The sequence below is a fragment of the Streptomyces sp. CRN 30 genome, from assembly GCF_034105845.1.
The window spans coordinates 1-13280 of the sequence record NZ_JAVRHI010000492.1; the positions used below are offsets into that span (position 1 = coordinate 1).

A 13280-nucleotide genomic window follows, 5' to 3' on the forward strand; every position below is an offset into this window, starting at 1 on the left:
GGCCGCAGCCGCCGGGGACGCGGGTCAGCCGCCGGGCCCGCAGCCGGCCGGCCGTGGCGCGCAGCACCGGTCCGTGCAGCGGGTGGACGAGACGGGCCGCGCCGTCGTCACCGACCCGGAGGAGGCCGTCGCTCTCCAGTCGCTCCAGGACGTCCAGGTCGAGTCCGGCCGGGTCCGCGTCGAGGTCCAGCGGCAGGGGCTCGGCGAACGCGAGCCGCTCCAGGGTCTCCCGTTCGTCGCGGGTCAGGCGGCCGAGTACGGGGGCGGTGCGCTCGCGCAGGGTCTCGGTCACCGGGACGGGTCCGCGCCAGGACCACTCCCCCGTGCCCGGCACCGTACCGACCGCCCCCCGCGCGCGCACCGCGCCGAGCAGATCGCGCAGCAGCCGCAGGTCGCCCCGGCACAGGCGGTGCAGCCGGCCGGCGGTGAGCGGCTCGGGAGCCGTGCCGACGGCGGCCGTGAGCAGGTCGGCGGTGTCCTCGCGGGAGAGGGCGTCGAGGGCGAGGCGGGGCAGCAGTTCACCGGTCCACAGCCGGGCGACCGCCTCGGGCGGGGCCGTGCCGTCCGTGACGACGGCCAGGAGGCGGGTGCGGCCGTGCACGGCGAGCTGGTGGACGAGGGCGGCGGAGGCGTCGTCGAGGAGGTGGGCGTCGTCGACGACGAGCAGCCGTACGCCCGCGAGCAGTTGGAGCGCGCGGTGCAGCGTGACGGGTTCGGGCAGCAGGTGCGCGAAGGCCGCGAACGGCAGGTGCCGGGACTCGGGAGTGCCGGTGACACGGACGTGGTCCGCGTTCCGGAGCGCCTCGGCGGCCAGCCGGGTCTTGCCGCGCCCGGCCGGGCCGGTGATCACCAGTCCGGGCCGGCCCGCGGTCACCGACCGGCGCACCAGCTCCAGTTCGTCCTCGCGTCCGGTGAAGGGCCAGGGGCCGGGGGCCGTCCCCCGCTCCGTGGTCGTCGTGTCGAAGGTCGTCACACCAAGGAGACCCCGGTGACTCACTCCTGATACAGGGGTACTTGAGTAGCCCTCGACTCAGGCGCCCGGTCCCCCGGGACGGCACCCTGATCGCATGACCGCTCGCTACTGCTCGCTCGCGCAGCAGCCCGCCCCCGCGTATCCGCCGGGGCTGGCCGCCGAGCGGCTCGGCGCGCTCGCTTGCGGGCGGCGGATGTGGGTCAACGGCACCGTTCTGCACTACTGCTTCTTCGACGGCGACTCCGACGCCTCCGTCATCACGGTCCCGGGCACGGGCCGGACGCGCCGGGTGTCGTGGGTGGGCGGCGAGGAGCAGCGGGACGTGGTGCGGGCCTGCTTCCGCGAGTGGCAGGACCTCGGTATCGGTATCGCCTTCACCGAGGTCGGCGACCGCTCGGAGGCCGAGCTGCGGATCGGCTTCCAGGCGGGCGACGGCTCGTGGTCGGCGGTGGGCAAGGACGCGCTGCGGATCGGCCTGACCGAACGCACGATGAACTTCGGCTGGGAGCTGGCCGCTTCGGGGGACCGCTGCACGGTCCTGCACGAGATCGGTCACGCACTGGGGATGCTGCACGAGCACCAGAGCCCGTTCGCGGGGATCCACTGGGACGACGAGGCCGTCTACGCGGAGCTGGCCGGTCCGCCGAACCACTGGAGCCGGGACCGGACGTACTTCAACGTGCTGCGCAAGCTCGAATCCGACGAGGCCAACGGCACCGTCTGGGACCCGCAGTCGATCATGGAGTATCCGTTCCCGTCCGGGCTGGTCCTGGAGCCGGAGCAGTACCGCGGCGGGCTGCATCCGCCGGGCACGCTCTCGGCGGCGGACAAGGAGTTCGTGCTGCGCTGGTATCCGCCGACGGGGCCCGGCGGGCTCCTGGAGCTGGTGCCGTTCCGGTCGGTGCCGCTCGGCCTCGGTCCGGGCGAGCAGGCCGACCTCGTCATCGAGCCGCCGGAGACCCGCGACTACACCGTGGGGGTCTTCGGGGAGGGCGACGCCGTCGTCGTGGTCTTCGAGGAGCGGGAGGGCGAGCCGCGCTTCCTCGCGGGCCGCGACGACGGCGGCACGCCGTACAACGCCAGGCTGGCGGCCCGGCTGGTCAAGGGCCGCCGCTATGTCGTCCGGGTCCGCCTGTACTCCTCCTGGGGTTCGGGCGAGACGGCGGTCATGTGCTGGTGACAGCACGAGGCCGCCGGGGACCGGATGGGGAGCGCCACATACCGGCGCCGGGGGAGCGGCCGGATCGCGTCGCCTTCGGGGGAGGGAGACGCGGTCCGGCCGCATGACGCCGGGTCCGCCGTACGGGGGTCGGCGGACCCGGCGTGGGCCGTCGTGAGACCGTCGGCGGACAGCTCGCCCGAGGAGAGGCAGACGCGCATGGCGGTGTTCCGCGCGGACGACGGCACAGAGATCGCGTACAAGGTCTGGGAGGGGGACGCGGCGCTGCCCCCGGTGCTGCTGCACCACGGTTTCATCGCCTCGGGCGCGACCAACTGGGAGGTGCCGGGGATCGTCGCGGCGCTGACCGGTGCCGGGCGGCGGGTCGTCACGGTCGACGCCCGCGGGCACGGTGCCTCCGGCAAGCCGCACGACCCGGCGTCCTACGGCGAGGCGCGGATGGCCCGGGACGTGACGGCCCTTCTCGACCTGCTCGGCGCGGACCGCGTCGACCTGGTCGGCTACTCGATGGGGGCGGTCGTCGCACTCCTCACCGCGGTCCGGGACCGGCGCGTACGCCGGCTGGTCGTCGGCGGCGTCGGGTGCGGGGTACCGGAGTGCGGCGGTGTGGACTCCCGGGTGCTGGACGGGCCGGCGCTGCGGCACGCGCTCACCACCGACGACCCGGGGACGGTGACGGACCCGACGGCGGCGGCGTTCCGGGCGTTCGTCGACGCGGCCGGCGGCGACCGGATCGCGCTCGCCGCCCAGGCCGCCGCGGCGCACGCCGAACCCATCGGCCTGGACCGGATCACGGCTCCCACCCTCGTCCTGGCCGGCCGTGAGGACCCGCTGGCGGCCCGCCCTGAGGTGCTCGCGGCGGCCGTCCCGGGGGCGGTGCTGCGTCTGGTCGAGGGCGACCATGTGGGGGCGCTGCGCGATCCGGCGTTCACGGAGCGGCTGGTGGGGTTCCTCGGCGGGGACGGTACGGGCCGGGGGTGACCCCGGCCCGTACCGCCGGCCGGCGCGTCGGTGCGTCGGTGCGTCGCCCGGAGGCGGCGGGCTCAGCGCGGCCGGTACGCCGTCGGCAGGGTCTGCCGGACGGTGTCGCCCTTGGTGTCGGAGGCGCTGATCCGCACTCCGACGCCGTCGGCGGCGCGGTCCCGGACGGGGTGCCGGAGCGTCACCTCGAAGGTGTTGGCGCCGGCGCCCCTGGTGGCCGCCCGGTGCCAGGACCGGCCGCCGTCGTAGGTGGCCTCGGTCCGCGGGTATCCGGTCCCGGCCGGCACACCGGGGCGCCGGGGTACGGGCGTGCGGCCGAGGTGGCGGGGGTACGGGCGCACGCCCAGGACGGCGGGACTACGGCCGCACGGGCAAGGCGGCGGGGAAACGGGCGTGCGCTCGGGACAGCGGGGAAACGGGCGCACGACCAAGGCGGCGGGAAAACGGACGTGCGCCCGGGACAACGGGAGTACAGGCACACGGCCGAGACGGCGGAAGTACAGGCGCACGGCCGGGACGGCAAGGAGGCGGCCGCCCCGGCCCGGTGTGTCAGACCGCCACGGGGCCGACGAGCAGGTCGGCGGCGGTGCCGGCCTTGTCGGGGGCGTAGTACTCCTTGATGCTCTCCACCCAGGTCGCGGCGTGGACCCGGTCCCGCTCGTCGGGCCGGTAGGCGTCGAAGAGGGCGTTGATCCGCGGGACGGCGAAGCCGATGGCCGTCATCAGGTCGAGGAAGCGGGGCCGTTCGACGAGGCCTTCGCCGTGCGGGTCGCCGAGGGCGCCGAGCGCGTCGGCGAACTCGGCGATCGCGCCGTCGAACCGCTCGGGCGACAGCACGCAGGCGGTGTACTCCTCGAAGCTGATCCGGCCGTCGCCGTCGGCGTCGAGTCCGGTGGACAGGGCGGTCCAGTACCGCTGGAAGGCCGCCGCCATCGACTGCCGCGCGGCGTCGGTGGAGTCGGACGCGACCTGGTTGACGCGGCCGGCCATCAAGGCGAAGTCATCGGCCTCGATGAAGCCGTTGCCGTCGGCGTCGAGAAGCTCGAAGACGAGTTTGACGCGCTCAAGTGCCTCAGTGCGCAAGGGAGATGCCTTCCTGTGGTCGGTGATCGGCCAAGACGTTCCCGATGATCCGCGCCCGGGTGCGCGACACGCCCGGACAGGGGCCCGCTCGTCAGCAAAACGTATGAAGCAGCCGGAAACGGCTTGAGATCACCGGCAGAAAGGTGCCTGCGGAGTGCGCAGTCCGGCCAGCAGGACGTCCAGGAGCGCCTGCGCGCGGCCGGGCGCGGCGGCACCCGTGCGGGTGAGGAGCTGATAGAGGACGGAGCCCATGAGGGCGTCGGCGACGGCTTCGAGGTCGGCGCCGGTGCGGAACTCGCCGTTCGCCGCCCCCGCGCGCAGGCAGGCCACGACGGCCTCGTGCTGGGCGCGGGTGTGGTGCTCGTAGAGGCTCTCCGCGTCATGCGGGCTCTCGGCGGCCGCGGCGGTCAGGGCGAGGACCAGGGCCGCGTGGCGCGGGTCGGTGACCGCGTCGGCGTAGGCGCGGAACCAGGCGGTCAGCTGCCCGGCGGCGCCGCCTTCGGTGTCCCGCGCGGGGGCCCGCACGCCGGGTACCGCGGCGACGAAGCTGTGCAGCACGGCGTCGCCGACGAGGGCCGCCTTGGCGGACCAGCGGCGGTAGACGGTGGGTTTGCCGACCCCCGCCTCGGCGGCGACCTTCTCCATCGACAGACCGGCGTAGCCGTCGCGCAGCAGGACCCGCCGGGCGGCGTCGAGGATGGCCTCGTCCCGGCCGGCGTCCCTCGGGCGTCCCGGCCGCCGTACCTCGTTCATGGCGGTCATTCTAGGAGCCGTAGACTTACGTTACGAGTCGTAACGTAAGTGATTCAGGAGGTGCCCCATGGGCGCAGACGTGGTCGTCGTCATCGGGGTGGGCGGCATGGGGCAGGCCATCGCCCGCCGCCAGGGACCGGGCCGGAAGGTGCTGCTCGCCGACTTCGACGCGGGAACGCTCGCCGCCGCGGCCGGCCTGCTGCGGGGCCAGGGCCACGATGTCACCGAGCAGGCGGTGGACGTGTCCTCGCGCTCCTCGGTCGCCGCCCTCGCCGGCGCGGCGGCGCGGCTCGGGCGCGTCACGCGGGTCGTGCACACCGCCGGCCTCTCCCCCGTGCAGGCACCCGCCGCGGCGGTACTGCGGGTGGACCTGCTCGGGACCGCGCTGGTGCTGGAGGAGTTCGGGCGGGTCGTCGCGGAGGGCGGTGCCGGGGTCGTGATCGCCAGCATGGCCGGCCACCTGCTCCCGGCACCGCTCGACGCGGAGCAGGAGCGGGCACTCGCGCACACGCCCGCCGACGCGCTGCTGGACCTGCCGTTCACCGACCCCGAACTCCTCGGCAAGGGCGCGTACGGGCTCGCCAAGTACGGCAACCGGCTGCGGGTGCGGGCGGCCGCCGCCTCCTGGGGCGAGCGCGGGGCCCGGATCAACTCGATCAGCCCCGGCGTCATCGCCACTCCCATGGGGCAGCGGGAGCTCGACGGCGAGAGCGGCCGGACGATGCGGGCCATGATCGCCGCGTCCGGGACCGGCCGGGTGGGCACGCCGGACGACATCGCCGAGGCCGCCGCGTTCCTCCTGGGCCCCGGCGCCGGGTTCGTCACGGGCACCGATCTGCTCGTCGACGGCGGGGTGGTCGCCGCCCTGCACAGCGGCCTCCTCACCCCCGGGGCGGATGCCGCGGCGGCCGAGTGAGCGGGGTTCGGCCAGGTCAGGGGCGTCTTTCGGCCGTTGTGCGGGAGGCCGCCCGAAGAGCCCCGGGAGATCCTTAAGCTTCTACGCGACTGTAGAAACAGGCCCGGACGACGGACGGGCCGCTGCCGCACGCGGGAGACGACACATGGCTTCGATCGACCTGGACAAGGTGCTGGACAAGGCGTGGGCCGAGAAGGACCTGCCCGAGATCCTGGCCGCCCCCGTGGCCGCGCTGAAGGGGGTCTCCGACCGGGACGGCGAACTGCTTCAGGAGGCGTTCGGCGTGCGGACCGTCGCGGACCTGGCCGACCTGAAGTACGTCCGCTGGGCGCAGGCGCTCGCGGCGCTCGACGGCGCGAAGTAGCGACGACGGCGCGCGGACCGGACCGCCACGCCCGGCGGTCCGGTCCGCGCCGCTCTCACCGTCCCCGGGTCACGGAGGCGAGGGCCGCCGCCACCCGCTCCACCGCCTCCGGCGGCGTCGAGGCGTGCGGCGACAGCCGCAGGGAGTCCGCGCGCACCGTGGGTGTGACGCCTTCGGCGTGCAACGCCCGTGCCACCGCCGCCGGTTCGTGTCCCGGCACGGTGAAGGAGAGGATGCCCGCGCGCCGCGCCGGGTCGGCGGGCGACAGGACCGACGCGCCGTACTTCTGCACCGCCTCGGTGAGTTCCGCGATCCGCGCGGCGATCGCGTCCTCGATCGCCGCGAGGCCGTGGTGCTCCACCAGGCGCAGCGCGGCGGCGAAGGACGCCGCGGTCACCGGGCTCAGGTTGGTGATCGACCAGCGGCGGGCGTCCGGCGCGGGCGGGTGCGCGACGCCGTCGAAGACACCCGCGTCCGTCACGCCCGTCCACCCGGTGAGCACCGGTTCCAGCGTCTCCAGTGCCCGGTCGGAGAGGGTCGCGAAACCGGTCGACCAGCCGGCCCGCAGCCACTTCTGGCCGCCGGCCACCACCACGTCGGCCGCCTGCCAGTCCAGGGCGGCCGCCCCGAACGCCTGGATGGCGTCCACGATCAGCAGCCGGCCGGGACCGATGGCGTCCCGCAGCCCGGCCAGGTCCGCCCTGAACCCCGTACGGAAGTCCACGGCGCTCACCGACAGGGCCACGACGTCGTCCGTCAGCGCCGCCCGGACCAGTTCCGGCGTCACCCCGCCGCCCTCCACCGGCGCCAGCCAGCGCGGCACGGCCCGGCCCAGGTCAGCCGCCCGGCGCCACGGGTACTGGTTCGACGGGAAGTCACCGCCGGACGCGAGCACGGTCCCCTCGCGCAGTCCGAGCGCCGCGTGGAACAGCCCGGTCGAGGCGTTGGGCAGCAGGACGGTGTGGGCCGGGTCGGCGCCCGCCAGCCGCCCGGCCGCGTCCCGCGCCGCGTCCTCCGCCCGCATCAGATCGTCCACGGTGGTGTGGTCCGCCCGCGCCGACGCCTCCACGGCGCGGACGCCGGCGGCCACCGCGTCCCGCGACGGCGGCCCGAACCGCGCGAAGTCCAGGTAGCCGGCGGGGGTGTCGAAGTGGGCGGCGTAAGGGGTGAGCACGGGGTGTCTGTCCTCGGGTGTGCGGTGCGGGAGTCTCCCCGGGCACGCTACGCGCCCGGGAACCGGGATGTCCCCTCAGTCCCCGGCGTACCTCAGGTACGGCGCCACGCTGCGCAGCTTCTCGCACGTCTCCTCGGTCTCCCGCTCCGGTGACGAGTGGGCGGTGACCCCGGCGCCCGCGCGCAGCCACGTCCCGTCCCGGGTGCCGATGAGGGTGCGCAGGACGAGGGCGGCGTCGAGGGCGCCGCCGGTCGTCCCCCGGAAGACCGCACCGCCGTACAGGCCCCGGGGGCCGTCCTCGTGGCGGGCCAGCGCGCGCAGGGCGGCGGGCTTGGGGACACCGGTGGCGGTGATCGCGGGGAAGAGCGAGGCGAACGCGTCCCACGGTCCCGCCGTGGAGCCGAGCCGGCCCGTCACCCGGGAGGCGAGGTGCTGCACCGAGCCGCGCGGCCGGACCGCCATGAACTCCTCCACCGCGACCGAGCCGGGCCGGCACACGGCCGCCGTCTCCTCCCAGGCCAGCCGCACGGACACGGCGTGTTCGTGGATCTCCTTGGGGTCGGTGAGCAGCTCCGCGCGCCTGCGCGCGTTCTCCGCCGGATCGGCCCCCCGGGCCCGGGTGCCGGCGAGCGGCTGGGTGCTCACGCGCCCGTCGCCGCCGACCTCCAGGACGGTCTCGGGGCTGAACCCCGCCGCCCGGTACCCGCCGAGGTCCATCAGGTAGGAGCGGGCCGGGGTGTTGGCGCGGCGGCCCGCGAGGTAGGTGGCGGGGAAGTCCACGCGGTCCACGGCGGGCAGCGGGATGCTCCGGGACACCACGGCCTTCTCCAGCAGCCCCGCGCGGATGTCCGCGACCGTCCGGGCCACCGCCTCGCCGTAGGCGCCGGCGCCCGTCGCGAGGAGCCGCTCGGTGTCGTCCGGCGCCGGCCCTCCGGCGTCGTCCTCCCGCGCCGGTGGCTCGGCGAGCAGGTCGGCGGTCTTGCGCAGCCACGCCGCGTCCACCGCGCGGACCACGGTGCGGTGCCCGGTGAGAGTCACCTCGACGGACGGGACCATGACGTGCAGCAGGGGCTGTTCGCCGGTGGTCGCGGGGTCGGCGTGCAGGAGGTGGGCGAGTTCGAAGGCCGCCCAGCCGTAGAAGGCGCGCTCCGCGCCGCCCCCGGCGGCGAGCGCGGACAGGGCCGCGGCGAACGCCGTCAGAGGCGCCCCGCCGGTGCGCGAGGTCCAGGTCCGGCCGGCGGCCCGCGCGGTGATGCCGGTGGCGTGCGCGGTGACGCTCACGGCGGAGCCGGCCGCGAAGTGCCGGACGCCGCCCTCCGCCTCGTAGACCATGTACTGGTCGGCGAGTCCGGCGCGGGCGAGGTGGGTCGCGGTGGCGGCGGGGTCGGGGGCGGGTGCCCGCTCGCTCGCGTGGGTGAGCGGGGGGATGTGTTCCGCCCATGCCGTCCAGGTCCGGGGACCGGTGCTCATCGTGTGGTGCCTTTCCGTTTCCGCTGGGTACGGGGGACAGCCGCCGCCGGGCGGCGGGTCATGGGCGGGTCGCCGCCGGCCGCCGGCCGTGGGCCCGGGTGCGGCTCTCCCAGAAGGAGGCGTACGTGCCGCCCGCGGTGACCAGTTCCGCGTGGGTGCCGCGTTCGGTGACGGCGCCGTCCTCCAGGACGAGAATCTGGTCGGCGTCGACGACGGTGCTCAGCCGGTGCGCGACGACCAGCAGCGTCTTGCGGTCGGCCAGCGCGCGCACGGCCCCGGCGAACTCGGCCTCGTTCTCCTGGTCGAGCGCGGCGGTGGCCTCGTCGAGGACGAGGACCGGGGCGTCCTTGAGCAGGGCGCGGGCGATGGAGACGCGCTGGCGCTGCCCGCCGGAGAGCCGGGCGCCGGACTCCCCCACCCGGGTCGCCCAGCCGTCGGGCAGTTCCTCGACGACCCGGTCGAGGCCGGACAGGGCGGCGGCTTCGGCCAGTTCGCCGGGGGCGGCGTCCGGTGCGGCGATCCGTACGTTCTCCTCGATCGTCCCGTCGAAGAGGTAGACGTCCTGGAAGACCAGGGAGACGTGGGCCGCCAGCGCGTCCGCGCCGATGTCCCGGACGTCGACGCCGCCGACGCGGACGGTGCCCGCGGTCGGGTCGCGGAACCGGGCGAGCAGCGCGGCGACGGTGGTCTTGCCCGCGCCGGAGGGGCCGACCAGCGCCGTCATGCTGCGTTCGGGCAGGCGGAAGGAGACGTCCCGCAGGACCGGGCGGCCGGCCGTCGCGCCGTCGTAGGCGAAGCTCACCCCCGCGAACTCGACGTCGGCGCCCCGCGGTGTCTCGGGGTGCCGGGGTTCGGGGAACGGCGGTTCGTCGAGGACGGCGCCGAGGCGGCGCAGCGTGTTGCGGGCGATGCGCAGGCCGGCGCCGGCCTCGGCGGCCGACGACACGCTGTCGATCAGGCGGACCAGCAGCACCAGGAGGGCCAGCAGGGTGGGGACGGTGAGCGACCCGTCGAGCTGCCAGGAGACGCCGAGCGCGAGCAGCAGGGCGAAGACGAGCCGGGTGGCGAAGGAGAAGGAGACCAGGCCGGGCAGGCCGCGCGCGATGAGCCGGCGGTCCGCGCGGGCCTCGGCCGCCAGCGCGTCGTCCAGCGCGCCGTACCCGTCCGCGGTCCGGCCGAAGGCCCGCAGGACGGGCTGGTTGCGCGCGTACTCCAGGACCCGGTCCGCCGCCTCGCCGATCGCGGCGTCGCGCCCGAGGTCGAGCCGGCGCAGCACCGCGCCGCTCGCGGCCTGCACGGCGTACAGGACGGGTGCGCAGGCCAGCAGGACGAGTGCCGTGCGGACGTCGAAGAAGAAGGTGGCGACGACGAGGGTCGCCGGGGTCAGGAAGGAGGTGAGGAAGGGGCGCAGCAGGTGGGCCGGTGTGCTCATCACCTGGATGACGTCCTGTCCGGCGAGGCGGCTGAACTCGGCCGTCCGCCCCGCGGTGAACCAGCCGATCGGCAGCCGCAGCGCCTGGTCGGCCATCCGGCGGTGCAGCACCCGGGAGAGCCGGGAGCCGACCGTGAAGCCGCCGGCGACGGCCGCGGCCTGGAGCACGGCGTGGAGGAGCGAGCTGCCCGCGAGGGCGGCCAGCCACGGCCACACGTCGTCGGGGGCGGGACCGAGCAGGGCCTCGATGACGGGCACGAGCAGGGCGAAGGAGACGCCCTGGAGGACGGCCGCGCCGGACTGGAGGGCGAGCAGCCGGTTCAGCGGGCGGGAGCCTTCCGGCCCCAGGACACGGTAGAGCTGACGGATCATCGGGGGCTCCCCTCTCGGGCGGGACCGGCCGGTGCCGAGGACCGGGCGGGGTCCCCCGGTGCGGTACGCCGGGCCTTCCACAGGGCGGCGTAGCGGCCGTCGGCGGCCAGCAGGGCGTCGTGGCTTCCCTGTTCGGTGATGCGGCCGTCGGCCAGGACCACGATCCGGTCGGCCGAGCGGACCGTGTCGAGCCGGTGGGCGATGACGAGGAGGGTGCGGCCCTGTGTGAGGGCGGCCAGCGCGTCCTGGATGAGGGCCTCGGAGTGCGGGTCGGCGTAGGCGGTCGCCTCGTCGAGGACGAGGACCGGCGCGTCGGCGAGCAGCGCCCTGGCGATGGAGAGGCGTTGGGCCTCGCCGCCGGAGAGGGTGACGGCCGCACCGAGTTCGGTGGCGTAGCCGTCGGGCAGTTCCATGACGCGGTCGTGGACTCGGGCGGCGCGGGCGCACCGCTCGACCTCCTCGTCCGTGGCGTCGGGGCGGCCGAGGCGGATGTTGTCGGTGACGCTCGCGCGCAGCAGCTTCACGTCCTGGAGGACGAAGCCGACCCTGCGGTACAGCTCCGTCGCCGGGATGTCCCGCAGGTCGGCGCCGCCGAGGGTGACGCTGCCCGCCGTGACGTCGTGGAAGCGGGGCAGCAGCGAGGCGAGGGTGGACTTGCCCGAACCGGAGGGCCCGACCAGCGCGGTGACCGTGCCCGGGGCGAGGTCGAGGTCGATGCCGTCGAGGACGTCGGTGCGTCCGTCGTAGGAGAAGGAGACGCCGCGCAGGGCGATGTGGTGGCCGTCGGGCAGGACGGGGTCCGCGGGCTCGGGGAGGGTGGGGGCGCGCAGCAGTTCCGTGATGCGGACGGCGGCGGCCTGGCCGGCCCGGATCTGCTGGACGCGGGGGCCGACGACGCCCATGGGGGCGGCGACGGCGGGGCCGAGGAGCAGGAAGGGGACCAGTTCCGCGCCGGTGATCCGGCCGCCCACGACGGAGACCGCGCCCACCGCGGACAGCAGCAGCAGGACGACGGCCGGGGCGACCACCAGGACGGCGGCGGTGGAGCTGACCAGGGTGGCCCGGACCCAGCCGGCGAAGAAGGCGGCGAATCCCTCGGTCGCGGCGACGAACCGCTCGTGGGCCTTGCGTCCCCGGCCGAAGCTCTTGAAAACAGCGATGCCGGACGCGAACTCCACGGCGGCGGCGGAGATCCGGCCCAGCGCGGCGCCGAACTCGGCCATCTGCGCCGCCGCGCCGGACATGGCCCGGCGGAACAGCAGCACGCCGAGGACCAGGGGTACGGCGCTGACCAGGGCGAGGAGCCGGTCGACGCCGAAGAGGTACACGAGGGCGAGCACCGGGGCGGTGAGTACGGCGACGACGTCCAGCAGGGTGTGGGCGAACAGGGTGTGCAGGGCGTTCACGTCGTCCCGCACCGCCTGCTTGACCTCGCCGGTGCCCCGCTCGGTGAGCCGGCCGAGCGGCAGCCGTCCGACGTGCCGGGCGAGCCGGCGGCGCAGGTCGAGCTGGAGGTCGTTGTCGGCGAGGTGGGCGAGGGCACCGGCCGCCGTGCCGCAGGCCAGGGCGAGCAGCCCCGCCGCGCAGGCCAGCGCGACGAGCGGCCAGAGGTCGTCGCCGGTGGCGGGCGGGTCCGCGGTGAGGTGGCCGGCGATGCGGGAGACGGCGATGAACGGGACGACTCCGGAGAGGGCCGCGACCGTCTGGAGACCGACGGCGAGGGCCAGCCGGCCGCGTACGGGCGCGGCGAGCGCGCGCAGCGGCGGCAGGGGCGGGGACGGGGGTGGTGCGGCGCCCGTGCCGGGGGCTTGCGGGGTCACTTGACGAGTACTCCGATCTCGGGGACGGGACGGCCGCCCGCCTCGGTGATGCGGCGGCTGGTCAGCCCGGACTCGCGGGCCAGCCGGGCCACGTCGAAGGTGTGCCAGTCGTAGCTGTCGGCGACCTCGCGCACGGTGCGCCCGTCGCGCAGGACCTTCCAGGTGGTGGTGAACCGCATGGCGTCGCCCTCGGTGGGTTCGCCGCCGATCCACCACTCGTACGTCTGGCGGCCGATGGTCTCCCTCAGGGACATCACCGGGGGGATGACGCGGGGTGCGGAGACGCCCATCAGCTCCACGACGATGGGCGCGCCGGCCGGCAGGCGGGCCGCGAGCCGCTTCCACAGCGCCACGCGTTCGGGGGCGGTGAGGTGTCCGGCGACGCCGAAGACGACGACGGCGGAGAGCCGTTCGGGCAGGTCGAGGTCCTGGGCGGAGCCGTCGACCACCGTGACGCGGCGGCGCAGCCCCGGGTCGCGGGCGACCCGGGAGGTGAGCATGGCGCGCATGGTGGCCGAGGGTTCGGCGGCGAGGATCTCCGCGTCGGGGAGCGCCGCGGCGATGACCTCGGTGACGCGGCCGGTGCCCGCGCCGATCTCCAGGACGGGGCCGTGCGAGATGTCGAGTCCGGTGAGGACGCGGGTCAGCGGGGGGCCGCTGCTGGCGGTGTGCCGGGTGGCGACCAGTTCGTAGAACTCGGCCGCCGTCGAGTAGTAGTCGATCACGTCGGTCTCCAAGGGCGGTCTCGTCGGGCTCCCGGAG

The 13280-nt window shown here is 75.6% G+C and carries 13 protein-coding genes; 4 read left to right on the plus strand and 9 right to left on the minus strand.

The window, feature by feature from the left end:
• Positions 1–973, minus strand: a 973-nt coding sequence (locus tag UW392_RS56095; protein ID WP_320783215.1) for an ATP-binding protein, incomplete at its 3' end; no start/stop codon positions are given.
• 94 nt (positions 974–1067) lie between these two features.
• Here UW392_RS56095 and UW392_RS56100 point away from each other — a divergent pair.
• Positions 1068–2153, plus strand: a complete 1086-nt coding sequence (locus UW392_RS56100; protein WP_320783216.1) for a M12 family metallopeptidase — start codon at positions 1068–1070, stop codon at positions 2151–2153.
• Between the two features lie 198 nt (positions 2154–2351).
• A complete protein-coding gene (locus UW392_RS56105) occupies positions 2352–3134 on the plus strand; it encodes an alpha/beta hydrolase (RefSeq protein ID WP_320783217.1) in 783 nt (260 codons plus the stop codon).
• A gap of 62 nt (positions 3135–3196) precedes the next feature.
• On the opposite strand, the gene UW392_RS56110 is transcribed toward UW392_RS56105, so the two are convergent.
• The 3 genes from UW392_RS56110 to UW392_RS56120 all read right to left on the minus strand — a co-directional run bounded on the left by UW392_RS56110 (position 3197) and on the right by UW392_RS56120 (position 4970).
• Positions 3197–3475, minus strand: a complete 279-nt coding sequence (locus UW392_RS56110; RefSeq protein ID WP_320783218.1) for a hypothetical protein — start codon at positions 3473–3475, stop codon at positions 3197–3199.
• Between the two features lie 208 nt (positions 3476–3683).
• Positions 3684–4217, minus strand: a complete 534-nt coding sequence (locus tag UW392_RS56115) for an EF-hand domain-containing protein (protein ID WP_320783219.1) — start codon at positions 4215–4217, stop codon at positions 3684–3686.
• Positions 4218–4346: 129 nt separating this feature from the next.
• Positions 4347–4970 (minus strand): TetR/AcrR family transcriptional regulator, encoded by a 624-nt coding sequence (locus tag UW392_RS56120; RefSeq protein ID WP_320783220.1) that lies wholly within the window; start codon positions 4968–4970, stop codon positions 4347–4349.
• Between the two features lie 67 nt (positions 4971–5037).
• On the opposite strand from UW392_RS56120, the gene UW392_RS56125 reads away from it, so the two are divergent.
• On the plus strand, positions 5038–5886 hold the full coding sequence (locus UW392_RS56125; RefSeq protein WP_320783221.1) for an SDR family oxidoreductase: 849 nt from the start codon (positions 5038–5040) through the stop codon (positions 5884–5886).
• A gap of 145 nt (positions 5887–6031) precedes the next feature.
• Positions 6032–6250 carry a hypothetical protein gene (locus UW392_RS56130; RefSeq protein WP_320783222.1) on the plus strand — a complete coding sequence of 73 codons (219 nt, stop codon included), beginning with the start codon at positions 6032–6034 and terminating at the stop codon, positions 6248–6250.
• Positions 6251–6305: 55 nt separating this feature from the next.
• On the opposite strand, the gene UW392_RS56135 is transcribed toward UW392_RS56130, so the two are convergent.
• The 5 genes from UW392_RS56135 to UW392_RS56155 all read right to left on the minus strand — a co-directional run bounded on the left by UW392_RS56135 (position 6306) and on the right by UW392_RS56155 (position 13243).
• On the minus strand, positions 6306–7424 hold the full coding sequence (locus tag UW392_RS56135) for an aminotransferase class V-fold PLP-dependent enzyme (RefSeq protein WP_320783223.1): 1119 nt from the start codon (positions 7422–7424) through the stop codon (positions 6306–6308).
• A gap of 75 nt (positions 7425–7499) precedes the next feature.
• Positions 7500–8894, minus strand: coding sequence for a salicylate synthase (locus tag UW392_RS56140; RefSeq protein ID WP_320783224.1), 1395 nt, complete (start codon positions 8892–8894; stop codon positions 7500–7502).
• A gap of 58 nt (positions 8895–8952) precedes the next feature.
• A complete protein-coding gene (locus UW392_RS56145) occupies positions 8953–10698 on the minus strand; it encodes an ABC transporter ATP-binding protein (RefSeq protein WP_320783225.1) in 1746 nt (581 codons plus the stop codon).
• The gene (locus UW392_RS56150; RefSeq protein ID WP_320783226.1) at positions 10695–12518 is read right to left on the minus strand and encodes an ABC transporter ATP-binding protein; all 1824 of its coding nucleotides are present in this window, start codon (positions 12516–12518) and stop codon (positions 10695–10697) included. Before UW392_RS56150 ends, UW392_RS56145 begins: the two co-directional genes overlap by 4 nt.
• Entirely contained in the window at positions 12515–13243 is a 729-nt protein-coding gene (locus UW392_RS56155; protein ID WP_320783250.1) for a class I SAM-dependent methyltransferase, read from the minus strand. The genes UW392_RS56150 and UW392_RS56155 overlap by 4 nt, the downstream gene beginning before the upstream one ends.
• Between the last annotated feature and the right edge of the window lie 37 nt (positions 13244–13280).

Coding starts and splice junctions, on each gene's coding strand:
- UW392_RS56105 (WP_320783217.1), top strand. CDS start 2,352: ATGGCGGTGTTCCGCGCGGACGACGGCACAGAGATCGCGTACAAGGTC.
- UW392_RS56120 (WP_320783220.1), bottom strand. CDS start 4,970: ATGAACGAGGTACGGCGGCCGGGACGCCCGAGGGACGCCGGCCGGGAC.
- UW392_RS56145 (WP_320783225.1), bottom strand. CDS start 10,698: ATGATCCGTCAGCTCTACCGTGTCCTGGGGCCGGAAGGCTCCCGCCCG.
- UW392_RS56125 (WP_320783221.1), top strand. CDS start 5,038: ATGGGCGCAGACGTGGTCGTCGTCATCGGGGTGGGCGGCATGGGGCAG.
- UW392_RS56100 (WP_320783216.1), top strand. CDS start 1,068: ATGACCGCTCGCTACTGCTCGCTCGCGCAGCAGCCCGCCCCCGCGTAT.
- UW392_RS56140 (WP_320783224.1), bottom strand. CDS start 8,894: ATGAGCACCGGTCCCCGGACCTGGACGGCATGGGCGGAACACATCCCC.
- UW392_RS56130 (WP_320783222.1), top strand. CDS start 6,032: ATGGCTTCGATCGACCTGGACAAGGTGCTGGACAAGGCGTGGGCCGAG.